Origin of the sequence: Mangrovimonas sp. YM274, assembly GCF_030908385.1 — a bacterium.
Lineage (GTDB): Bacteria > Bacteroidota > Bacteroidia > Flavobacteriales > Flavobacteriaceae > Mangrovimonas_A.
This window is the reverse complement of sequence record NZ_CP133091.1, coordinates 3,132,047-3,155,182: the sequence shown is the minus strand read 5'-3', so window position 1 is coordinate 3,155,182 and position 23,136 is coordinate 3,132,047. Positions and strand designations below refer to the sequence as shown.

Genomic DNA, 23,136 nt, shown 5'->3' with positions numbered 1-23,136 from the left:
ATAGCAAACTTGCGAGGATTTTCCGTGAGGAAAATCGGAAGCAATGAATTATACACGGTGTTGGGCACAGGCTTTTTTTATTTTTAATTGATATTTAATTCCATAAATCAGTCCGACTAAACCACCTAGATAGCTGAAATTATGCATTGTTCCAGCAATTAAAAAGCTCTTTTGGTCCATTAAATCTACTGGAAGATTCCAATTAGTATTTAAGTTTGAAATTATAAATTTGCCAATCAAAATTCCCACGATTCCAATTCCGATAGCGATTACTAAAGTCCGAATTATAGCTCCTATTGAGCTTTTCCACATAACTTTTGGATTCCACTGAAACATTCCTACGATTCCAATAATTAGTCCGAGTATAAGTCCGAACCACCAAGTTGAAGCAATTCCGATTAATCCTGCGCTCATTCGAGGAAAGTCAAGTGTATATTTTACCGACCAAAACTGGTCAAATTTAAATTTAGTAAAGTATTCAGTTGATATTGAGTAAGAAACTTGGTTGTGTAAAAATCCGTAAATCGAAGCAAGAATTATCGATAAAAAAATCACTAAAATTAAAATTCCAATTTTTTTCGCCATTTTGATTTTTAGCTTGTGCCCAACGGTTTGGCTATGGTTTCGTTGCGTGAAAATCCGAAGGGATTTTCCGCCGAAAACCGAAGATAGCAAATTTGCGAGGACTTTCCGAAAGGAAAGTCAGAAGCAATGAACTATAGCCGGTGTTAGGCACAGTTTTTTATTTTGAAAATTCTAAATAAAATTTCAGTAAATCTTTATATTCAGAATCACTATTTTTAAATGACATTTTTTCAATTAATTCATTTTCTATTTTATCTATTTCGGTTGGTAATAAGTCCATGTCACCATCAGTTTTATAAACGTAAATATTAAGTTCTTCTTGAAAATAGTTGTTTAAAATAACATATACTTTTCCGAGTCCAATATTTCTCAAATGAATTAAATGTGTAAATTTTAGGGTAAATCTATCTGTACTCGCAATAAAAAGAAGAGTTATATCCAAAAAATCTTCAACGCTTTCTTGATTCGGTTTTATGAATTGATGTTCAAGTAGATTTCGTTGTTTATTAATTTTTTTTAAAACTCTCGGTGCAATAATTCCAAGTTCGTTAATTAAGTCTATTTTTTTAGGGAAACTCCAAAACTTTTTTTGTGATAAAGTATAATAACCAAAGCATAATAATAAACTATCAAGTTGGCAGTCTAATGCTCTTTTTGCATTTGAAAGTGCATTTACAATATTATGCTCATATTCACTTGACAAGTCAATTTCCGCAAACTTTATAAACTCTTGTGGAGATATGTCAAATTCAGTTTTTAATGAAGTTGAGCCTGATATCAAAAATTTTGTATTATCAGCTTTTAATTCTTCAAGTATTTTTTTTATCACGAATTTTCGTTTTTAGTCAAATTGTGCCTAACGGTTTGTATATGGAAAGTTGCAGTTTTGTATGCGAGGATTTTCCGCAGGAAAATCAGAAGTAGCAAAACAAGCAACCTCCATCGGTTTAGCACTAAAATAGCAATTTTTTATATACGTTGTTGTAGCCAGTTTTTATTTATTCGAGTGATTTTTTGTTCTTTCTCTGATTAATAAAAAACTCATAATTATAATAATACTTATTCCGATTAGTAATAATCCGTATTTGAATAATCCTGTTAGAAAAAATGTTGGGAATCCGCCATAACGACCTTTTTCAGATAATTGAACGAGTTCGGAAATGATGTTAGAATTCTCTAATAGGAAATAACAGACAATACAGAATAAACTAATTATATATAATCTTATGATTTTTAAATTCTTTTTATTCATTTTCTATTCCAAAATTTGCCCAATTCAGCACATTAAATTCGGCTCTCCGAAAATTGGTCAAGTCCGATTTATTAAATATCAATTCCATGCTATTTTTGGCTCGGTCATAAGTCACAATCCAAGGCGAGCAAATTCGGTCAGTCAATTCGATTGATTCGGCAACCGAGTTTTTGTCCGTTATTTGTCCAATAATTTCTATTCGATATGAGTTTTCAAACTTCTCATATTTTGAAATTTCGAATCCGTTTTTACAATTCAGAGTTCCGCAAATCAGTTCCGCAAACTTTTTTCCTTTTTCAAGAGATTTTTGGTTTTCAGTTACTAAAGTCAGTCGGAATTTTGTCATTTCTTAAATTGGCTACAACGGTTTGTGTATAGTTTCGTTGCGTGAAAATCCGTAGGATTTTCGGGTTAAGAAACTAAGTTAGCAAAATTGCGAGGATTTTCCGAGAGGAAAATCGGAAGCAATGAATTATACACGGTGTTACCACACGTTTTTATTTTCAATTTCATAATGATAAGGGTTTTCAGAGTCCATTTCTCCGTTGTGATAAATTAAAAATTCAGCACGTTTATCATTAAATTCAATTGTTTCAATTCTGTTGATTCCTCTCAAGCATTGACTACTGTCATAAATTAATTCCTTCTCAAAAATTAATAGGCTTGATTTGGTCAGTCGGATTATTTCTCCACAAGCCAAAAATCCTTCTTGACTAATCTTAATATTCAGTTCGTCATTTATTTTATATGTTCCCAAATTTTTATTGAAGAATTGAAAGTAAAGGCTAACTAAAATCAGGGGGAATAAAAAAACAATTGAAACCATTTTATTCTTTGTATTCTTTTTAGTCGCAATATAGATAAGACTTGATATTAAGAAAGTTAAACCGATGATTGAGTTTGTGTAAAGTCCTTTTAATTTAATTTCGATAAACGACAGTAAAACTAAAATCAAGAAAGATAAGGACGAAATCAACACTATTCGAGAAATCATTTTTTCGGTTTTAGGATATTCTTTCTTAATCAGCTCTGGAATTAAATTCAGTCCGATGAGAATTCCGAAAAATATAAGAATGGAGGTCATTTTCGCAAATGTGTGGTAACGGTTTGTATAAGAATAGTGCGGTTTTGTGTCCGAGGATTTTCCGTAGGAAAATCAGAGTGACCAAAGGCGCACTAACTTTTGAATAAGGAATAAACTTACGCATTATTTTTATACGGTGTTGTGAGCTGGCTTTTTATTATTTAGCTCAATATTATTTCATAGAGCCATATCAATGCGTATGTGTTTGCTAAAGCGAATAACAAACCAAAAATCAGTTTTTTATTAATACGATAATTTTTTAATTCATTCCTTATAGTTTTTAAAGTACAATCTTTATTAATTCCAATTTTGGTTCCTGCAATTCGGTCGCCAATTCTTCGAGTTGGACTGAAAATTGTAAATATTAGGTCGAATGGAATGATGAAAAGAAAATTCCGTAATGAGCATTTCCATTCAGATGCTTTTTGGTCCGTCAGATTTTGAACTTGTATATTGAATAGTCTTTTTCCAATGCTTTTTCCATTGAGAAAATCTTTGTTCATTGTTATTGGATAGATTATCATTATTCCTAAAAATATATTATCCGTAATTTTAAATGTTAAATATCCGATTATACACATAATCAAATAGTCTATTGCAAATGCTTTAATTCTATTTTCCAATTTTGAAGTCAGATGTTGGTTTGGTCAAGCTTGCTCACAACGGTTTGTGTATAGTTTCGTTGCGTGAAAATCCGCAGGATTTTCGTGTTAAGAAACTAAGATAGCAAAGTTGCGAGGATTTTCCGAGAGGAAAATCAGAAGCAATGAATTATACACTGTGTTGTAATGCGTTATTTATTATTAATGAAACTTTTCCAAAGTTCCATAACTCTTTTTACGAAAAATAAAATTTCGAAACTCTTTCCAGAACTCAACCTAATGTAATAGGTCGTTGCCTTTATTGGAACAGATGAGTCAAATGTATATGCAGTACTATCTATTAGAATACCGTCTTTATAAATTTGATAAAGAGGATCGTTGGATCTTGAAGGTTTATTTAATTTTCTATGTTTAGTTATATTACAAAGGTCAGCACAAACACTTAGTTCTAAATTTTCATTTATATAATTTTCCACTGAACTAAAACCTTCATCTTTTAACCAATCTTTAATGTGATACGCAAGTATATAGAAATTAATGAATGCATCATTTATTTTGGTACTATCTTGACTGATAATTGCATTATTGAGCGTTGCAATATCTCTTTCTAATTTCTCAATTAAATTAATAGAATCAGTAAAACCCGATATCACAAAATCTTTCATTTGAGTTATTTTATTTTTGGAATTAATGCATTACAACGGTTTGTGTATAGTTTCGTTGCGTGAAAATCCGCAGGATTTTCAGGTTTAAGAAACTAAGATAGCAAAGTTGCGAGGATTTTCCGTGAGGAAAATCGGAAGCAATGAATTATACACTGTGTTGCCTACAGTTTTTTTTGTTTTACGTTGATTGGTCTGTCCAAGTAATTAACTTCCATTTTCCATTAACTTTTGCAAATTCATAGTCGATTGCTATTCCGTTTCCTATTCCGCTGATCTCAATTATTGCTTTTTCATTTTCAATTTTTATGATTTGCTCATATTCTCCAAAGTCTTCTAAGTCAGAAGTCTTGTTTATTTGAAAAGTTTTTAAGCTATAGTCTATTTTATTAATTACTCTTTCATTTAGTTCAAATTCTACTTTTTGAAAATCCTTTACTTTTATGGGAAAGTCAATTCTGTTTAATTGAAAAATAGAATCTTTATTAAAAAAATCGAGGAATAATCTAAAGTCAGAATCAACATTGGCTGGAATATTTGTTTCTACTTGAGTTAAACCCACAACTTTGTTTTCATTACTGTATTGTTTACAGCTTATTATAACAAATGTGAATATGGCGAGAATGTAATGTTTCATAATTGTAGGCAACGTTTGGCAATAAGAAACGTAGGGCATTTCGAAGCACCTACCTATCAAGCTACCGAGCCGTTTATTAAACGTAATGTCGTTTAAATTTAGCACTTTCTGCCCTATGTTTTTTATTGCGTGTTGTACACAGTTGTTATCTTTTCATTATAGTCCAATCAATATTTATCTTTTTTATGATATTCTTTTTTTCGCTTTCCTCAAAATCAATTCCATATCTTAAATAGATTTGACCATCTTTAAAATAATGTCCTCCACAAAAGTTTGTGATAGTTATCTTTTTATTACTAATTCCCAAATACTCCAAGTTCTCATTTTTCATCAAATCAATAATTCTTTTAGTTGATTCAATGTCAATGAATTCATTTTTAATCAAACCTTGTTCTACAGAATCATGTTTTATGTTAACAATATTTTTATGGTCAGTTCGAAAACCTATTTGATACTCATAATTGTAGTAAGAAATATGGTCAATCGAATCTTGATTGTTCTCTAAAAAATTTGGGATTGAGTCAAATGCGGAACGATTATTATTATAACTCATAATCAGCGAGTCAAGTGCTTTTTGCTCCGTACAATGATAGCAACCTGTCAATAACACACTAAATGTGAAAAAGATATATTTAAAAAAGTGTCTCACTTTATTCATAGTTTATTATCCTTTCTAATCTAAACCGTTAATTATTTAACCGTTCTCGAATCATATTTTACTTTTATCGACAGACGGGATGTTTTTGTATTGTACTGAAATAGGTTGACCTTTTTTCGGTTGATTTTCGGTTGTTCAAAACGATGTTTTCAAATCGTTAGTGGATTTAAAATTACATTATTTTTTCGATACGATTTGTAGTTGATGTTTGGATTGAGATGTACTTCGGCAGGTTTTCTCAGATCCAGGCTGAAATGAGCTCTTAGGTTGTTGTAAATATAGACCGCTTGCTGTGTCATTTTTTTGGCTAGTTCCGTGTTTTTAATGGTTTGTTTCAGCCCATATTCATGTTTTAGGGTTCTGTTAATACGTTCTGCAACGGCGTTTTCATAAGGATCGTATTGTTCTGTCATACTCATGGTAATGCCGTTTTGTTCAGCAAACTGCGAGTATTTGGGATTGCAGTACTGGAACCCTCTGTCAGAATGATGGATGAGCTTTTGGTTGCGATATTTTCTGTTTTTAATGGCCATGGCGAGTGCATCTTTGCAAAGAGATGTTCTCATATGGCTGTCTAGTTTATACCCCATAATTTGCTTGGAATAGGCATCGGTTACCAATGCTAGGTAGTTGTGTCCGTTTTCGGTTTTAATGTATGTTATGTCGCTTACCCAAAGCTGTTCTGGTCGGGTGGGGACGTGGTCCTTAACAAGGTTTTTATATTTTTTGAACATGTGGTTGGAGTTTGTTGTAGTGGTGTAATTTTTGGCTTTAGGTATTAGTAGTCTGTTAAGCCTTAGAAACCTATAGAATTTATCTCTGCCAATCTTAATATTGGCATTTATAAAATCTTGTTTCAGTTCACTGTAGAGCTTGATTCCACCAGTTTTAGAGCCTACTTTTTTACGGTAACCCTTAACTAAAGAAATTAGTTTTTGTTGGTCTATTTCTTGTTTTTGTTGTGTTTTGAGTCTTTTGTAGAAGGCTTGCTTAGATATCCCAAAACATCCATAGAGCCATTTTCTTTTAAACGGTCTTTTTTCTTTTGCTCTATCTCTTTTGCTAATGTTTTGGGCAATGACTTTTTTGACATATCGACGCCTGTAATAAGTTCCATATCAGCGATAATGTCCTGTTGGAAGTCCTTTTGGAACTCCAGTTCTTCAATACGCTCTTTCAGCTTTTTAATTTCGTCGTTTTTGCTCATACCAGTGTTTCGTTGCACTAAGGTACTATATTTTCTTAACCAATAGGTTATGGTGGTTCTGGGAACCTCATATTTTTTGGAAGCTTGGTTGTTGGACAATTGTCCGTTAAGGATTTGGTCAACGACCAGAAGTTTGGTCTCTAGATTGACTTTTTGGTAGCTTTTTTTTCGCCAGTGTTGTTTTTCGTGTTTCATAAGTGACTGCAATTGTTTGTTCGATTTTTAGTCAACCTATTTCAGGAAAATTCATTTCTCCAATTGGGTACAACGGTTTGTGTATAGTTTCGTTGCGTGAAAATCCGCAGGATTTTCGAGTTAAGAAACTAAGATAGTAAAGTTGCGAGGATTTTCCGCGAGGAAAATCGGAAGCAATGAATTATACACGGTGTTGGCTACAGTTTTTTATTTTTTCAGTAGCTTCTTTCAGTTTTTCCGAATTAAATCCTTTTGTTAGTTCGGTCAATATAAGTTTGTTTTTTATTGTGTTTTCTAATCCATTTAAAGTTTTATCATCATCAATTATAAGAAAATCAGATATTTTAAATTCCGTTAAAAATTTTAGTATTTCTTCTTTACGGTTTTTGCATTCAGCGTATTGAGGAAGAAATCCAGTAATTTGGGTTTTAATTCCTCGATTTTTAAAAAGCGTATTAAATTCAGTCAAAGTTTTTGTAGTTCGTCGAGTAGAACTTAGCCAAATCTTAAATTCTACAAGAGTTAGAAGGCGATTTAAGTTTTCTGTGCAAGATTTGTTAAATTCAGAATATCCGTCCGAAGCAATTTGGTCTGGTTTCCAAGGTGGAGTTGTTATTAAAACACCATCTAAATCTAGAACTAAATACATGTCTTTTTTAATTGTAGCCAACGGTTTGGCTATGGTTTCGTTGCGTGAAAATCCGCGAGGATTTTCCGCTGTAGGACACACATAGCAAAAGTGCGAGGATTTTCGGTAGAAAATCCGAAGCAATGAATTATAGCCATTGTTACCCACAGTTTTTATTTTATAATTTCTAAATCAGTTTGTCTTTTCGGATTTATAATATTTATGCCAGTAAGTTTACCTTTAGGATGATTTAAAATTATGATTCTTTCGAGTAATCTTGTCTTTTTAGGTATGCTATAATTTGTTTGAAAAAAATATGTTGTTCCGTTCTCAAAATATACATTTTCAAATTTCACTTTTGGATTATTAATTTGAACTAGTTTCTCGAAATCACTTACAAATTTTCTTGCCGTACTTTTGTCCGAAATAGTGTTACCAATTAAACTTTTATAGAAATCTTTTTTAAATCCGTTGCACCATAATTCGCCTGTAAACACTATTTCTTTAGATTCTTTATTGTATAAGAATAGACAATTCACCAAGTCTATATGATAGCCTAGATACCAAGTCAAATCAACCAAATAAGTCTCATATTTTTTCTCTTTAAAAATTGCTAGGTCAACTTTTTTTATTTGGTTAAAACTTTTGTCATAAATCCACAAATCATCACCAACTAAAGAGTCCTTTGTTCCATGATATTTTATCAGTTCCGTTTCAAAATCCGTAATGTTTTGGGCAAAAACGCTATCGAAACTAAATGATAGAAAGATGAATAATATGTAAACTATGTTTTTTTTCAAATTGTGGGTAACGGTTTGTGTATAGTTTCGTTGCGTGAAAATCCGCAGGATTTTCGAGTTAAGAAACTAAGATAGTATAATTGCGAGGATTTTCCGCGAGGAAAATCAGAAGCAATGAATTATACACTGTGTTGTGCTTATGTGTTTTTTGTTTTTCTAGTTTTAGGTTTCCAAATTATAAGTTTCCAAATTAGATGTGTCGTAATTCCAGCGATTGTACCAAAGAACCAAAAAACCATTGATATTGCGAGTATAGGCATTCCGCAATTGATTCCATCAGTTCTCGGTTCAGGATAAAATAATCTAGGGAAAATAAAAAAATAGCAGACTAGTAAAATTAATAGTATTATAAAATTTGGAAGTTTATTCTTGTATTTATTGTTTATAAAATACAATACAATTTGAATAATTGAAATTCCTAAAATAAAGAGTAAAATCATTTAATTCAATTTGAGTTTAACATTTTGATTTTCTTAAATTATATCGATTGATAACTTATATTCCCATAGTTATGAGTTGTTTTTTACATTAAGCACAACGGTTTGTGTATAGTTTCGTTGCGTGAAAATCCGCAGGATTTTCGAGTTAAGAAACTAAGATAGCAAAGTTGCGAGGATTTTCCGAGAGGAAAATCAGAAGCAATGAATTATACACGGTGTTACCTGCTGTTTTTATTCTATTTTATCAGCTTTAATTACCCACAAGTTTTTGTCCAATGTGTACTTAGATAATAAAAAATCATTTGGAATAGTCCAACCGAAATCTGCTTGATTTTCATCTGCAACGGTAAGGGTATAGGTCTTTCCAACTTCAAAAAATCCATCCCCATAGAATTCAGGACAGGTAAAAATTACACCAATCGAATCTTGTTTATAATTAGGATTCGAATAGTCAATTATTTTAAATTCAACGATTGTTCCAAATGCAAAATATCCGCAATGAGGAGGCAAAGAAATTTGATTTATAATTTTCCCATTAAGATTATATTGATTACCTCGAATTGAGTCAGTTTGACCAAATGCTAATGTTGAAAAAAATACCAAGGTCAGTATTACGATTATTTTTTTCATTCTAATTGCAGGTAACGGTTTGTGTAACGCCGTCGTTGCGGCGTAGTATGGTTTAAAGATAGGAAAAGGAAACTGACATTACACGTTTGCGAGTATTTTCCGAAGGAAAATCCGAAGCAATGCGTGTTACACGGTGTTGTGCCCAGTTTTTATCTTTTCAATTCCGATTATTTCTGTCAATTTTTTTAGTCCTTTTTTAGCTATAATTCGAAAACTCAACTCAATAAATACAAAACGAAGAATCAGGATGAACAATAGTGTTGGAATTATGAGGTCCAATGAGTCTTTTAATTCATTTTTTATTAAAGAAGTTGTCAGCCCAATAATTGGAAAAAGAAATAAAGCCAATAAAACTATCTTTATTGTTTTATTAATTTTGATTTCTAAAATTCCATTTTCTTTTTTTAGTTTTCCCCTAAAAACACAAAAGGAACCATATAGTTTTTTCGAAAGTTTTAGCTCAAAATCTGATTCATTAATTTCTCCAATGAATGTTTGTTTATCCCAATTTGAAACAAATTGTTCGTTCGGTAAAGTTTTCTTTTGTAATTCATTTAGTGATGTCGAATAATCATCGTGTAGTTCAATGAGATATTTTTGAGTCGGAAAGATTGTCATTGAGATCAGTCGTAATATTTAATTGGGCACAACGGTTTGTGTATAGTTTCGTTGCGTGAAAATCCGCAGGATTTTCAGAGTTAAGAAACTAAGATAATAAAGTTGCGAGGATTTTCCGCAAGGAAAATCAGAAGCAATGAATTATACACGGTGTTGGCAAACGTTTTTTATTTGTTCGTCTTGCAGCCGTGTACTTCAACTATTCTCGCTATTCGGTTTTTTATGCGTTGTTTTTCTGATTCAGTTAGTTGACTTGATAAACCATCTAAAATCTGGTCACTTATAATAGGGTTAAATATGTAACGAATAGAATAATGGTCTTCTGAAATTCCAATGATTTCTCGAGGTTCTTTTAGGTAGATTAAGTCTACTTTGAAAGGCTTTTTTTTAAAGTCTTCGACAACTTGTTTTGTGACATTACTTGAAAAATATGAAGTTGAAAAGTCTGAGAATATCTGGTTCCATTCATAAGTTCCAAAGTCATAATTAAGTGAGCCAATTTCACTTGACTTTTCATTAATTCCGTAACATGAGGTAAATAAGGAAATAATCAAAAAGGATTTCAGTTTAGATTTCATATTAATGTTTGCCAACGGTTTGTGTATAGTTTCGTTGCGTGAAAATCCGCAGGATTTTCAGAGTTAAGAAACTAAGGTAGCAAAATTGCGAGGATTTTCCGTGAGGAAAATCGGAAGCAATGAATTATACACGGTGTTGTAAAACGTTTTTTAATTCTGCTATTTTATTTTCAATTTCTAATTCCGAATCATAAGGTGATTCAGCCATAAAGTAAGAATAAGTTAAATCATTTATTAATTCGTAAGCCTTATTATAATATTCGTCAGAGTATTTTTTAGGAAAATTATTATGTTCAGTCCAGTTTTTAATAAAGTCAGATATGTGCCAAATTCCAGAAGCAATATCTCTCGATAAATTCAGATTTTCTTTTGTCCGTTTACATTCAGTATTTAATTCAGTCAGCAGGTTTATAAACGAATCGTGATTCCAGTTCAGATCAGTTCTCAATTCAAGTAAAAAAGAACCATCTTCAGCATTTAATTCGTCTTTTAACGTCATATTATAAATGTTTTACAACGGTCTGTGTATAGTTTCGTTGCGTGAAAATCCGTAGGATTTTCATGTTAAGAAACTAAGATAATAAAGTTGCGAGGATTTTCCGCGAGGAAAATCAGAAGCAATGAATTATACACTGTGTTGTGTACAGTGTTTTATTTTTCCATTTTTAATTTAAACATTTCATATATTGGTTTTTGCTCGTAACTAAATGCCATGGCTCTGGTATGAAAAATATATATGAAATTATCATTAGTAAAATAATAGGGCTTAGTGTTGAAATAAGCTAAAGGAGCAATTTCTTTAAGCTCAAGTAAAGCTTTTTTTGCGACAGTGTCGTTTTCAAATTCCCACTGTTCAATCAGACCATCTACATTTATTTTATTTTGTGGTTCTTTTCTGTAGAAATATGCCCAAATAGAGTTTACACTAGAAAGAGCTTTTGTTTTTTTAGTTTTATTTGGAGTACTGTTTAAGTCCGCACTGTAGATGGCTGAATTTTTATAATCAATCGGATAGAATGTAAGTCCGTTAAATTCCCTTTTAGAATCTCGATCAATTTCTGGATATATAGAAACCTTAGTAAGTCTAATGTGGTCATCAATCCAATTATCATTTTTCATTGCTTTGACAATGTTTATGAAATCTGATGTAGGTTCAATTATAGAAGGTTTGAATCCTGTTAGAATTAATACGGTTAAAAGGGTTACTAAAATTTTCATTTTTACATTGTACACAACGGTTTGTGTATAGTTTCGTTGCGTGAAAATCCGCAGGATTTTCAGGTTAAGAAACTAAGATAGCAAACTTGCGAGGATTTTCCGCGAGGAAAATCAGAAGCAATGAATTATACACTGTGTTGGCTGTAGTTGTTTTTATTGTTCAATTATTTCTTCAAGTTTGTGTTCAATCACCATTCCGTTTTCGGTTTTAGTTGTCGAATAAAGTTCACCCAAATTTTCGCAAGTACATCCTGTCCAAGTTCCATTTATTTTTTCCGTTCGTCCGTTAAATTCTGCTGTCAGTGTTTTCTGTGATTCCATTATTGCACAGTTATATTCTATTCCATTGAACACTTTTTTTACATATTCTTTATGAGTTGTGTGTCCTTGAAATTTTCTTGAAACCATTTTACCATTAAAAGGTATTTCATACTCAAATGAATTTCCAAAAGTTCCGAATTCACAGTATCTATTTCCAACAATAGAATCCTTGGTTGGTATCAGTTCATGGTAAGCATCTACTCTTGTGAAAGATTCTATAACTTTCGGAATTCCATTAATCAGACCAAATATAGTTGAGTCAGTTACTATTCCTTGTGAGTTTTCTGTAACACTAAAAAGTAAAGAATCTCTGTCAACTTTTAATGAATATCGTTTTTTAAATAATTCAGGTTTAGGTTCTCTATTGGATTTTAAAGAGTATAGAAAAGTTTTTCCATTAGTAAAATTGCTAATCGGATAAATGTAGCTTACAAGTTTTGTATTATTACAGTCTTTACTTTTCAATTCTACTTTCTTTACAGAGTTCTGACAGTTTAAAAATCCAATTAGTATTATGTAGTATAGAGTTTGTTTCATTTCAATTACAGCCAACGGTTTGTGTATAGTTTCGTTGCGTGAAAATCCGCAGGATTTTCAGGTTTAAGAAACTAAGGTAGCAAAATTGCGAGGATTTTCCGTGAGGAAAATCAGAAGCAATGAATTATACACTGTGTTGTAGGCAGTTTTTATTTTTTATGATTTTTAAGAAAGTTTTCAAATTCCTTTATTACTATGTTTAAATCCTTATTAAATTCTTGTGAAGGAATAATGACTGGACTACCAACTTTAGATAGGTTACTTTTTATTAATTTTTGAATTATTTTATTCTTTGAATTAATGTATTTGTCTTGGTCCTTTATAATTAAAGCAATACAAGTAGTATTAAATAATTTTTTAATCTCAAATCCTTGAATATAATCCCATTTGGTTAATCCAATACCATTTACTTTAGTCACAATACCTAATTCATTTACTGTTACACTTGGCAGCTTTAACAAAGCTCGGACAATGATAATGAGTGCTATGATAGAAATTAAAATTCCTACTACGAAATTGTCTAAATAAGTGAGAGTTACTCCAATTAAAAAAAGAAAGATTGATAGTGAAATATCTTTTGTTTTGCTTTTTGAATTTCGATAATATTTTACAGATTCCATCGGTTTTACTAAAAGTATGGGATTATGGAGTATTGCCTACAACGGTCTCGTATAACCGTCAGTTACGGGTTAATAGGCGTTAATTTTCGGTTTAGCACTGACTTCAGCAATTCCGAGTGGATTCGAACGTAGTCGAATCCGCCGTAATTGCGGTTATACATTGTTGTGCAACGTTTTTATTGTTCAAATTGCATTTCAGATTTCTTTCCATAATCTTTTTCAGTTGCAACAGCTTTATTTACAAATTTAAATCCTTTCATATTATATTCTGAAATTTCCAATTCATCATACCTTTTCCCAAAAATTCTTTTTGTCAGTTCAAATGCCGTGTCATAAGTTACTTCCAATTCCATTTCATTTTGAATTTCCTCTTCTGTCAATTCCGCGCGCATTTCTTCCAAGTCCTCTTTTGAAATTGGTTCAAGCTTTCTGGATTCGATTTCTTCTGGTAATGGATTTCCGAAATCTTGATAAATCTCGTCTCCAGCTTCTCTTAATCTTATTTTTTGTCCGTTTTGGAAAACACAGTAGGAAAGTCCGTGTCCAATAGAAACTTGAATAATTTCAGAGTTTGGGAATTTTTCTAGAAACTTTTTTTCAGCTTGAGTTTGAGTCGGTTTTGCAAACTGCCAGCCTAGACTTGAATTAGCGATAATTAAACTTCCCTTATAATTTGTGATATGAGTTTCTCCAAATTCAGGTCCAATATTGAAGTCAGATTCTCCTATTAATTCAAAATCTTTGAAACCCAAAGAATTCAATAGTTCAAGATTGATTTCTAAATCTCCGATATCTTTAATAAATGTTGCTGTTATGTTCCAGCCCATAGTTTTTTCTCAAATGTTGCACAACGGTTTGTGTATAGTTTCGTTGCGTGAAAATCCGCAGGATTTTCGTGTTAAGAAACTAAGATAGTAAAGTTGCGAGGATTTTCCGCGAGGAAAATCAGAAGCAATGAATTATACACTGTGTTGTGTGGCGTTTTTTTATTCCAACATTGCTTTAAAATCTCCTTTTATTTCAATTTCTCCGCTACAATCTGATTCGCAAATTCCTTTGAAATAGAACTTACCAAAAATCATTTCTCCTTTTTGTTTTGGAATTGATTTTACGATTAGTTCCTGTTTAATCTTTTTGATTTTTGGGTCGATTGGTGGTCCTGACATCCAATACTTAAAATCTGATTTGAATTGATTGTCTATTATTTTTATTGTTAAATTTTGGCTGTAAGCTGGATTAGTCTCAAATATTTGTAATTCTAGAGTGTCAGAGTCAATTCGTTTTAATTCCGCAAACCTCATTAATCGCAAACTGTCGTTATTTACAATTGCATTAGATTTTATTGAATATTGGGTTGAGTCAGGTAGATTGTCATATCCAGATTCTATTTTCAAAGTCAAAGGATTAAGTATGGATTCAGTTGAATTGAATAGATTACTATTCAATTCTTTGTCAAAAGTCATTTTGTCAAATTCTGATTTGTTTTTTTTAACTCCGCAAGAAACTAAAGTTGTAGAAAGTATTATTATCAGTAGTTTTTTCAATTCAGAGTTATTTTTTTTAATGACACACAACGGTTTGTGTATAGTTTCGTTGCGTGAAAATCCGCAGGATTTTCATGTTTAAGAAACTAAGATAGTAAAGTTGCGAGGATTTTCCGTGAGGAAAATCGGAAGCAATGAATTATACACGGTGTTACCTGTAGTTATTTTTAATCTACTGTTTCCGTATATCGGATTGGAAATATTTCTCTTATTTCTCTCCATTTTATAATGTCTTCCTGCTCGTCCGAGTTTAATAATTCTGTTTGGTTTTTATTGAATTTCGAGATTGCAAATTCATTCCGAACTTCATTATATGCCAGATAAAATTTATTTCTAATTTCACGATATTTTTCGTAATTCAGTTCCTTGTCATATCTCGCAATTATTGTAATATTTTTATGAGTGTAGACTTTTCCAGAATATTGAAAATCCTTTTCAGTTGTCATTGGCATTTTTTCATCCGCTGATTAGGGATTATATATTTTTTGAATTCCGATATTATAAGACTGTCTGGAATAAAATTATCCTCAATTGTTGTTCCTCCATTTTTATCAACATCAATTAAGACTATATTTCTTTGCTTGATAATAATTTGTTCGGATTTATCTCTAGTATTTTTCATGTAGTTATCAAATCCGTAATCTAATTCAATTACTTTGTAATCGGCTTCTAGTTCTATAATCGAATCAATCTCTTTTTTACAAGATGTTGAAATTAATATTAAACTCAGAAGTAATATTTTCAGAGAAATTTTTGTCATAATTACAGGTAACGGTTTGTGTATAGTTTCGTTGCGTGAAAATCCGCAGGATTTTCGGGTTAAGAAACTAAGGTAGCAAACTTGCGAGGATTTTCCGCAAGGAAAATCAGAAACAATGAATTATACACTGTGTTGTGCATAGGTTTTACCATTTTTTATTTTTTCCATTAAAATACGCGTTGAATTCCTCTTTTTTGCTATCAGTTAGTTGGAATAGAAAGTCCAATATTTTGTCGAATTCTTTTTCAAATATTTCATTTATTAAAGTTAAATATTGTCTAGCATCCACATGTTCAGTTCCTGTTGGCTTCATTGAAAGATATTTTAAATTTCCATTAATGAAGTTCGCAAGATGAATGACGTTGAAATAATTTTCGTCATAAATGATAGTCGCGCTATAGTCAGTTCGATCTCTCCAAATGTCTAAGCTTAATATTGGATATGTTAATCGACAGTTTTCTGCCATACCATGGTCAGTATAGCTATTTAATTCAAATCCATTTTTAAGTGGATATTTTAAATATGTCTTGACATCAATATTTAAAAGCATCGTAATTTTTATGGAAACTTATGCACAACGGTTTGTGTATAGTTTCGTTGCGTGAAAATCCGCAGGATTTTCAGGTTTAAGAAACTAAGATAGCAAAGTTGCGAGGATTTTCCGTGAGGAAAATCGGAAGCAATGAATTATACACTGTGTTGTGTGCAGTTATTTTTTTAGTTTTTATAATTTTTAATTCTCAAAATCCTATTGGAAATAATTCCGATATAAGAGGTTAAAACCATAATGAGAGGTAAAATTATTTGCCAAGATTCAGTTTTTGGATTGTCAAATAATGATTCAAACTGAGGGATTTGAACTATGGTCAGAATTATTATCATAGTTACGAATATCAGTAATGATTTTAGATTCTGATTTATTGATTTTGGTTTATATCCAATTAAAATTTCTTTTGTGTAGATTATCATTAGGCCAATTGTGAGGATGTTTGGTAAGAGTAGATTCCAAGTATTGTATTTTTCCGTTACAATGTTGCCTAATGTCAAATAGATAAAGGTTAGCCAACAAAACATATAGATAGATAACAGAGTTAGTCCAATCCACAATAGTTTAAATAATATTTCTGGTTTCCAATTTATCATTTTAAAATTGTAGATTCTCTTATTGCACACAACGGTTTGTGTATAGTTTCGTTGCGTGAAAATCCGCTAGGATTTTCGGGTTAAGAAACTAAGGTAGCAAAATTGCGAGGATTTTCCGTGAGGAAAATCAGAAGCAATGAATTATACACGGTGTTGTAAAACGTTTTTTTTTCAAATAAATAGTCTCCATATATCCAAAAGAAAAATTAGTATTGTAAAAATAGACAGGCTTAATGTCAGGAAAATATTTTTTTTATTTTCCTTTTTAAAAATCGAAATTATTGTCAACATCATAGAGGTTAGTCCAATCAACGCATATTTTATATATGCTAATTGCTGAAGTCCATAAAGAGTTTGCGTCTTTCCGGTAGCGTTTTGAAATCCGATAAACAAATGATATTGCATTGAAATTCCAATAATAATTCCTACTGAACTTAACAATATTGAAATCTTAGAAACAAGAGTCATTTTAAATGTTTTACAACGGTTTGTGTATAGTTTCGTTGCGTGAAAATCCGCTAGGATTTTCGGGTTAAGAAACTAAGATAATAAAGTTGCGAGGATTTTCCGTGAGGAAAATCGGAAGCAATGAATTATACACTGTGTTGTGCTTATGTGTTTTTTGTTTTTCTAGTTTTAGCTTTCCAAATTATAAGTTTCCAAATTAGATGTGTCGTAATTCCGGCGATTGTACCAAAGAACCAAAAAAGCATTGATATTGCGAGCATAGGCATTCCGCAATTGATTCCATTAGTTCTCGGTTCAGGATAAAATAATCTGGGGAAAACAAAAAAATAGCAGACTAGTAAAATTAATAGGATTATAAAATTTGGAATTTTATTATTGTTTATAAAATACAATGCAAATTGAATAATTGAAATTCCTAAAATAAAGAGTAAAATCATTTAATTCAATTTGAGTTTAACATTTTGATTTTCTTAAATTACATCCATTGACAACTTATATTTCTATAGTTGGGAGTTGTTTTTACATTAAGCACAACGGTTTGTGTATAGTTTCGTTGCGTGAAAATCCGCTAGGATTTTCGTGTTAAGAAACTAAGATAGTAAAGTTGCGAGGATTTTCCGTGAGGAAAATCGGAAGCAATGAATTATACACGGTGTTGTGCGTAGTTTTATTTTTTTTCTTCTATTCTGAATGAATTTATAATCTTGTTCATATCTACAATCATTTTGCTTGCATTTGTTTGATTTGTCCAAGACATAATTTGATAATAACGAGTCTTGCTTTCGATTATGGAATATCTATAATATATGGGATAGTTGTCCGTTACGTCTATTCCTGTCATTGTAAACGTAATTTTCTTTTCGGCTTTATCTAATTCAAATATTTCGTCAGAAACTTTAAATTCTTTAAGATTTGTTTCATTTTTAAAATGATTTTTTATCACCTCATAATATCCATTAATATTTGGAGTTACATCGTATTTTTTTCTCTCAACAGATTTATAAAATCCATCTTTTGATTCATCCATTATAATTATGTAAAAATCCTTTTTGATATTCTCATATTCGAAATCTGTATATTGATTAAGTCCTGTTGTTTTAGTAAGATACTCTGGTATTAATACTGAATATTTGTTTTCTACAATTTTTCTTTCATTTTTTTCGTACATGTTTTTATCTTTTTTACAAGACATTAATAACATCAGAAGAATTATAGTGAGGATTTTATTCATATTGTATTCTAGATTAGTAGGGGGTAATTACGCACAACGGTTAGGCTATAATTCCGTTGCGAGGAAAAATCGGAGATTTTTCAGAGTAGGAATTGTAGCTGGTTAAAGATACTGTTTTTAGGATAGAGTAGGGGGCAAGTAATGGATTATAGCCTTTGTTGTAGCCAGTACTTTTTTAGTCCCACCACAACCATATTCCGTTCATTTCTTTTATTAATTCTTTTAAATTTTCTACTTCTCCAACTCCTTGGTCAACTGAATCTGGACAGAATTCATAAACCTCTTCTGAAAAAGCGTCCAAATCAGTTGGCAATTTTTTGAATTCTAATTCAAGCCAATCTCGTCCACAACCAATTACTGTCAATCCAAATTTTTTATTCCATTTAGATACTTTAGCAACTATATCGTCATTTTCATAATCATAATTAATTCCGTCTGTTCTTCTATAACGTAAAATATCAAGGTCATCAGTTCCTTTAAGAATTCCAATAATATTTGATTCTTCTTCTGTTGAAAAGACGAAAATCAAATATCCTTTTTCTCTAAATTTTTCTTTTAATTTTTTGACAATTGAATTAGCTTTTTCCTCGGAGCTTTTAGAAAGAATTCCCTTATGAAATTCATCTAAAACGTCACCAGTTTCTTGGTCTATTGCAGGTAGCTGAATTAATCCATTTTTGGTTTCTTTTTTTAGTTCTTTCATAAGTTCGATATCAAATTCTAACTTATTGACTAATTCAGTTTCTTTCGGTGATAAGTCTTTTGCTCCATAACTAAAGAAGGATAAAATTCCCATAAATATTAATATTTTTTTCATTCAGTTCGGTTTTTTCTCGTATTGGCTACAACGGTTCGTGTAAGGATAGTTGCGTGGTTAAGTAACTAACTTAGCAAAAATGGAACGAACCAGAGGAAAATCCGCAGGATTTTCCGAGTAGGCAAGGGCCAAGCAATTATTATTACACTCTGTTAGCAATAGTTTTTTTAATTATTTTGGGCTATAAATGACTTTTTCGACATCTATTTTGTTAGCAATATCCTCAGCTTCTTTATGGGCTATATCTCTACTTTTTATTTGTTTTAACAATATTTTTATTCGGTGGTTTTCATTCAGAAGCGTAACTCTAAAAACTAAATTTTTGTCCGAATGTTCTACGTTTGCTCGACTTAACATTGTTGTTGTTTCCGTTATTTCAAGTACTGTCAGATATGGGTAGTATTCCAATAATTCCCATTTCCCAAATTTTATCCAATAAATACTATTGTATTCTTTCAGTTTTTTTTGCTTTGTGTCTATTAAAACACCATATCTGGTAAAACTTAATCCAAGTCCGACTATACATATTAAAAGAGATTGTATTCCTATGTTAAAGAGTCCAATTATTCCAATTATAGAAATGACATAGCCCAGATACCTAGTCATTGGCGGAAAAAAATAACTTGTTTTAAAATTTAAAATTTCGTTCATCTAATTATTGCTAACGGTTTGTGTAACGCCGTCGTTGCGGCGTAGTATGGTTTAAAGATAGGAAAAGGAAACTGACATTGCACGTTTGCGAGTATTTTCCGAAGGAAAATCCGAAGCAATGCGTGTTACATGGTGTTGTGCCCAGTTTTTATCTTTTCAATTCCGATTATTTCTGTCAATTTTTTTAGTCCTTTTTTAGCTATAATTCGAAAACTCAACTCAATAAATACAAAACGAAGAATGAGGATGAACAATAGTGTTGGAATTATGAGGTCCAATGAGTCTTTTAATCCATTTTTTATTAAAGAAGTTGTCAGCCCAATAATTGGAAAAAGAAATAAAGCCAATAAAACTATCTTTATTGTTTTATTAATTTTGATTTCTAAAATTCCATTTTCTTTTTTTAGTTTTCCCCTAAAAACACAAAAGGAACCATATAGTTTTTTCGAAAGTTTTAGCTCAAAATCTGATTCATTAATTTCTCCAATAAATGTTTGTTTATCCCAATTTGAAACAAATTGTTCCTTCGGTAAAGTTTTCTTTTGTAATTCATTTAGTGATGTCGAATAATCATCGTGCAGTTCAATGAGATATTTTTGAGTCGGAAAGATTGTCATTGAGATCAGTCGTAATATTTAATTGGGCACAACGGTTTGTGTATAGTTTCGTTGCGTGAAAATCCGCAGGATTTTCGAGTTAAGAAACTAAGATAGCAAAGTTGCGAGGATTTTCCGCGAGGAAAATCAGAAGCAATGAATTATACACGGTGTTGTAGCCAGTTTTTATTCATTTTCTAGTCGGAAATTTGCCCAGGTCAGCACATTAAATTCGGCTTTCCGAAAATTACATAAGTCCGATTTATTAAATATCAATTCCACGCAATTTTTTTGTCGCTCATAAGTCACAATCCAAGGCGAGCAAATTCGGTCAGTCAATTCGATTGATTCCGCAACCAAGTTTTTTTTGTCCGCTACTTGTCCAATGATTTCTATTCGGTATGAGTTTTTAAACTTCTCATATTTTGAAATTTCATATACGTTTTTACAATGCAGAGTTCCGCAAATCAGTTCCGCAAACTTTTTCCCTTTTTCAAGAGATTTTTGGTTTTCAGTTACTAAAGTCAGTCGGAATTTTGTCATTTCTTAAATTGGCTACAACGGTTTGTGTATAGTTTCGTTGCGTGAAAATCCGCAGGATTTTCGGGTTTAAGAAACTAAGGTAGCAAACTTGCGAGGATTTTCCGAGAGGAAAATCAGAAGCAATGAATTATACACGGTGTTGTGGCTAGTTTTTATTTTTTAAATCATTTATAAGTTTGTAACAATGAGCAATTAAACCTCGTCCGACAATTGTATTAGTCCCAAGCGTTAAATCAACTTTATTTTTCTCGTTATCAATCCATAGAAATAATTTTTCATCATTGAAATAATACCAGTCTTTTATGACAGTAGTTTTTTTGGAATCAAAAACTTCATCATCTCCATTTTCCTCTGCTGTTTTTTTATCCCAATAAATAGGTCGGTTGTAACTAAAGTTTTGGTCAAATACAAATATCAATTTTTCATTTTTAAAATAGTACTCCGTCTGAATTTTTCCAGTTTCCCCAAGGCCAATTACTTGTATGTATTTTAATTCACCATTTTTGTAGTATCCAGTTACTTGTCCACTTTCTATTGTCTCCTCCGATTCATTAATTAATTTTGAATCGTAGGAATTAATATTATTTCTTATCTCTGAATAACTTTTTTTAATTTCTGCGACTATGGAATCGTTTATTTGGGCAATACATGGGCTGCACAAAAATAGGACGATTAATATGGTAAGTATTTTTGTCATAATTAGCCACAACGGTTTGTGTATAGTTTCGTTGCGTGAAAATCCGCAGGATTTTCGTGTTAAGAAACTAAGTTAGCAAAATTGCGAGGATTTTCCGTGAGGAAAATCGGAAGCAATGAATTATACACTGTGTTGCCATTTCGTTTTTTTTATCAAGGAAACCTCATTAATAAAACTTTTAGTCTTTTGATTAGTACTTCATCTTGCAAGCATTCTATTGGAGTCAATTCATCAAGGTCAGGAACTTTTGAATAAATCCAACCAATACTATTTTGTCCTAAATGATAATGGATTACCTGAGCAAAGTCAAGTCGGTTTTCCAAATACCCCAATAATTTTGTTTCAAAGTCAGAATTGTTCCAATAAAGCGAAAAATGACTTGAATATCTTTTCCAAGATTCTTCATCATTAAAGTATTGTTCTAATTTTTTCATTTTTTTTAATTACAGAGAAAATCAGTTTGGTTTATTTTCGATTATTTACATAAAGTGTTAGTCCGTAGTAAATAAGTCCCATTAAGATTATTTTAAAGATAACATGAGATGATTCAAGACTAGTGTTAATAATTACAAGTGAAATCATCATGTTGGCTAAAAAGAAACTTATTATAATCCTAATAAATGTAATTTTTAAATATCTCATTAATCAATTTTTAGCATTGAGGGAGCATTATAATGAATGGCAACGGTTTGTGTATAGTTTCGTTGCGTGAAAATCCGCAGGATTTTCAGAGTTAAGAAACTAAGATAGCAAAGTTGCGAGGATTTTCCGCGAGGAAAATCGGAAGCAATGAATTATACACGATGTTGTACACCGTTTTTTTAATTTTTCATTATTCCTGCTCGGTCAAAATATTCTCCAATGGCATACGTCGGAAGTCCTTTCTGATAACCCAATCGATAAAATCCAATTCCGTTGCTTTTTTGGTTATTACTTGATTCTTGGATTTCTTTTGCCTTTAATATTATCTCAAATTCAGTGAACTCCGATTTGCATTCAAGAATTTCTCCTTTTTTAAATCCACCTTTTGGGCAATAGGGAACAAGAATAATTTTTGTTGCATTGAATTTGCGGTTCCCAAAGTCAGATTTTAAGTCTTTAATTCCATCAGAGTTGAAAGAATTCCAACTTACATTTTTAGTTCTTCCAAAACGCATTGGCAAGTCAGGACGAAAATATTGAGATTCTTTTTCTGTTAACGGCAAATTTTCAATCAATTCCGATTTAGTTTTGAAAATCTCGGTTGACATTCGGTAGAATATTGTTTTGACACCAAAATTGTTTGAAAATGTCCAATTGTTTTCAGACCAGAGGCAGTCATAGAACACTTCATAATCGTCAAATCCGATTATCCGAGACGGTCTTTCGTTAAATTCTGTTTTGTATATATCTCCTAATTTCAATTTTTTGGCAA

General features: G+C 31.3%; 32 protein-coding genes. All 32 read right to left on the bottom strand.

All coding sequences use genetic code 11. The features are described from left to right. Window positions 1-48: 48 nt before the first annotated feature. The gene (locus tag RBH95_RS13760; RefSeq protein WP_307900152.1) at window positions 49-585 is read right to left on the bottom strand and encodes a hypothetical protein; all 537 of its coding nucleotides are present in this window, start codon (window positions 583-585) and stop codon (window positions 49-51) included. A 157-nt stretch (window positions 586-742) separates the two neighbouring features. Then, window positions 743-1,414 carry a hypothetical protein gene (locus RBH95_RS13755; protein WP_307900151.1) on the bottom strand — a complete coding sequence of 224 codons (672 nt, stop codon included), beginning with the start codon at window positions 1,412-1,414 and terminating at the stop codon, window positions 743-745. A 415-nt stretch (window positions 1,415-1,829) separates the two neighbouring features. Further along, a complete protein-coding gene (locus RBH95_RS13750) occupies window positions 1,830-2,183 on the bottom strand; it encodes a hypothetical protein (protein WP_307900150.1) in 354 nt (117 codons plus the stop codon). A gap of 138 nt (window positions 2,184-2,321) precedes the next feature. Next, entirely contained in the window at window positions 2,322-2,921 is a 600-nt protein-coding gene (locus tag RBH95_RS13745; RefSeq protein ID WP_307900149.1) for a hypothetical protein, read from the bottom strand. Between the two features lie 161 nt (window positions 2,922-3,082). Next, window positions 3,083-3,544: an RDD family protein gene (locus tag RBH95_RS16700; protein WP_374047790.1), complete on the bottom strand. Its 462-nt coding sequence runs from the start codon at window positions 3,542-3,544 to the stop codon at window positions 3,083-3,085. Between the two features lie 170 nt (window positions 3,545-3,714). Continuing rightward, window positions 3,715-4,188 (bottom strand): hypothetical protein, encoded by a 474-nt coding sequence (locus tag RBH95_RS13740; protein ID WP_307900148.1) that lies wholly within the window; start codon window positions 4,186-4,188, stop codon window positions 3,715-3,717. A 178-nt stretch (window positions 4,189-4,366) separates the two neighbouring features. Then, window positions 4,367-4,822, bottom strand: coding sequence for a DUF4348 domain-containing protein (locus RBH95_RS13735; protein WP_307900147.1), 456 nt, complete (start codon window positions 4,820-4,822; stop codon window positions 4,367-4,369). A 145-nt stretch (window positions 4,823-4,967) separates the two neighbouring features. Further along, the gene (locus RBH95_RS13730) at window positions 4,968-5,480 is read right to left on the bottom strand and encodes a hypothetical protein (RefSeq protein WP_307900146.1); all 513 of its coding nucleotides are present in this window, start codon (window positions 5,478-5,480) and stop codon (window positions 4,968-4,970) included. A gap of 149 nt (window positions 5,481-5,629) precedes the next feature. Beyond that, on the bottom strand, window positions 5,630-6,478 hold the full coding sequence (locus tag RBH95_RS13725) for an IS3 family transposase (RefSeq protein ID WP_307902258.1): 849 nt from the start codon (window positions 6,476-6,478) through the stop codon (window positions 5,630-5,632). Further along, window positions 6,424-6,882 carry a helix-turn-helix domain-containing protein gene (locus RBH95_RS13720; RefSeq protein WP_307900145.1) on the bottom strand — a complete coding sequence of 153 codons (459 nt, stop codon included), beginning with the start codon at window positions 6,880-6,882 and terminating at the stop codon, window positions 6,424-6,426. The genes RBH95_RS13725 and RBH95_RS13720 overlap by 55 nt, the downstream gene beginning before the upstream one ends. Before the next feature lie 181 nt (window positions 6,883-7,063). After that, entirely contained in the window at window positions 7,064-7,552 is a 489-nt protein-coding gene (locus RBH95_RS13715; RefSeq protein ID WP_307900144.1) for an HAD domain-containing protein, read from the bottom strand. 131 nt (window positions 7,553-7,683) lie between these two features. After that, complete coding sequence (locus RBH95_RS13710; protein WP_307900143.1) at window positions 7,684-8,310, bottom strand: hypothetical protein; 627 nt, start codon at window positions 8,308-8,310, stop codon at window positions 7,684-7,686. A 671-nt stretch (window positions 8,311-8,981) separates the two neighbouring features. Continuing rightward, window positions 8,982-9,380, bottom strand: coding sequence for a hypothetical protein (locus RBH95_RS13705; RefSeq protein ID WP_307900142.1), 399 nt, complete (start codon window positions 9,378-9,380; stop codon window positions 8,982-8,984). 126 nt (window positions 9,381-9,506) lie between these two features. Then, a complete protein-coding gene (locus tag RBH95_RS13700; protein ID WP_307900141.1) occupies window positions 9,507-9,998 on the bottom strand; it encodes a hypothetical protein in 492 nt (163 codons plus the stop codon). Window positions 9,999-10,165: 167 nt separating this feature from the next. After that, window positions 10,166-10,576, bottom strand: a complete 411-nt coding sequence (locus RBH95_RS13695) for a hypothetical protein (protein ID WP_307900140.1) — start codon at window positions 10,574-10,576, stop codon at window positions 10,166-10,168. A 124-nt stretch (window positions 10,577-10,700) separates the two neighbouring features. Next, the gene (locus RBH95_RS13690) at window positions 10,701-11,075 is read right to left on the bottom strand and encodes a hypothetical protein (RefSeq protein WP_307900139.1); all 375 of its coding nucleotides are present in this window, start codon (window positions 11,073-11,075) and stop codon (window positions 10,701-10,703) included. Window positions 11,076-11,227: 152 nt separating this feature from the next. Further along, complete coding sequence (locus tag RBH95_RS13685; protein ID WP_307900138.1) at window positions 11,228-11,794, bottom strand: hypothetical protein; 567 nt, start codon at window positions 11,792-11,794, stop codon at window positions 11,228-11,230. Between the two features lie 153 nt (window positions 11,795-11,947). Beyond that, a complete protein-coding gene (locus RBH95_RS13680) occupies window positions 11,948-12,652 on the bottom strand; it encodes a hypothetical protein (RefSeq protein WP_307900137.1) in 705 nt (234 codons plus the stop codon). A 149-nt stretch (window positions 12,653-12,801) separates the two neighbouring features. Beyond that, window positions 12,802-13,272 (bottom strand): STM3941 family protein, encoded by a 471-nt coding sequence (locus RBH95_RS13675; protein WP_307900136.1) that lies wholly within the window; start codon window positions 13,270-13,272, stop codon window positions 12,802-12,804. Window positions 13,273-13,448: 176 nt separating this feature from the next. After that, complete coding sequence (locus RBH95_RS13670; RefSeq protein ID WP_307900135.1) at window positions 13,449-14,099, bottom strand: hypothetical protein; 651 nt, start codon at window positions 14,097-14,099, stop codon at window positions 13,449-13,451. Between the two features lie 159 nt (window positions 14,100-14,258). Then, window positions 14,259-14,816 (bottom strand): hypothetical protein, encoded by a 558-nt coding sequence (locus tag RBH95_RS13665; RefSeq protein WP_307900134.1) that lies wholly within the window; start codon window positions 14,814-14,816, stop codon window positions 14,259-14,261. Between the two features lie 167 nt (window positions 14,817-14,983). Then, window positions 14,984-15,262, bottom strand: coding sequence for a hypothetical protein (locus tag RBH95_RS13660; protein WP_307900133.1), 279 nt, complete (start codon window positions 15,260-15,262; stop codon window positions 14,984-14,986). Further along, window positions 15,259-15,576: a hypothetical protein gene (locus tag RBH95_RS13655; RefSeq protein ID WP_307900132.1), complete on the bottom strand. Its 318-nt coding sequence runs from the start codon at window positions 15,574-15,576 to the stop codon at window positions 15,259-15,261. Before RBH95_RS13655 ends, RBH95_RS13660 begins: the two co-directional genes overlap by 4 nt. A gap of 145 nt (window positions 15,577-15,721) precedes the next feature. Continuing rightward, window positions 15,722-16,126: a hypothetical protein gene (locus RBH95_RS13650; protein ID WP_307900131.1), complete on the bottom strand. Its 405-nt coding sequence runs from the start codon at window positions 16,124-16,126 to the stop codon at window positions 15,722-15,724. 1,728 nt (window positions 16,127-17,854) lie between these two features. Continuing rightward, complete coding sequence (locus RBH95_RS13645) at window positions 17,855-18,355, bottom strand: hypothetical protein (RefSeq protein ID WP_307900130.1); 501 nt, start codon at window positions 18,353-18,355, stop codon at window positions 17,855-17,857. Between the two features lie 238 nt (window positions 18,356-18,593). Beyond that, complete coding sequence (locus RBH95_RS13640; RefSeq protein ID WP_307900129.1) at window positions 18,594-19,235, bottom strand: DUF4253 domain-containing protein; 642 nt, start codon at window positions 19,233-19,235, stop codon at window positions 18,594-18,596. 171 nt (window positions 19,236-19,406) lie between these two features. After that, complete coding sequence (locus RBH95_RS13635; protein ID WP_307900128.1) at window positions 19,407-19,886, bottom strand: hypothetical protein; 480 nt, start codon at window positions 19,884-19,886, stop codon at window positions 19,407-19,409. 125 nt (window positions 19,887-20,011) lie between these two features. Then, on the bottom strand, window positions 20,012-20,503 hold the full coding sequence (locus RBH95_RS13630; protein ID WP_307900127.1) for a hypothetical protein: 492 nt from the start codon (window positions 20,501-20,503) through the stop codon (window positions 20,012-20,014). A gap of 165 nt (window positions 20,504-20,668) precedes the next feature. Further along, window positions 20,669-21,025: a hypothetical protein gene (locus tag RBH95_RS13625; RefSeq protein ID WP_307900126.1), complete on the bottom strand. Its 357-nt coding sequence runs from the start codon at window positions 21,023-21,025 to the stop codon at window positions 20,669-20,671. A 145-nt stretch (window positions 21,026-21,170) separates the two neighbouring features. Next, window positions 21,171-21,722, bottom strand: coding sequence for a hypothetical protein (locus tag RBH95_RS13620; protein WP_307900125.1), 552 nt, complete (start codon window positions 21,720-21,722; stop codon window positions 21,171-21,173). A 152-nt stretch (window positions 21,723-21,874) separates the two neighbouring features. Then, window positions 21,875-22,156 carry a hypothetical protein gene (locus tag RBH95_RS13615; protein WP_307900124.1) on the bottom strand — a complete coding sequence of 94 codons (282 nt, stop codon included), beginning with the start codon at window positions 22,154-22,156 and terminating at the stop codon, window positions 21,875-21,877. Between the two features lie 387 nt (window positions 22,157-22,543). After that, window positions 22,544-22,972, bottom strand: coding sequence for a hypothetical protein (locus RBH95_RS13610; protein WP_307900123.1), 429 nt, complete (start codon window positions 22,970-22,972; stop codon window positions 22,544-22,546). Window positions 22,973-23,136: the final 164 nt, after the last annotated feature.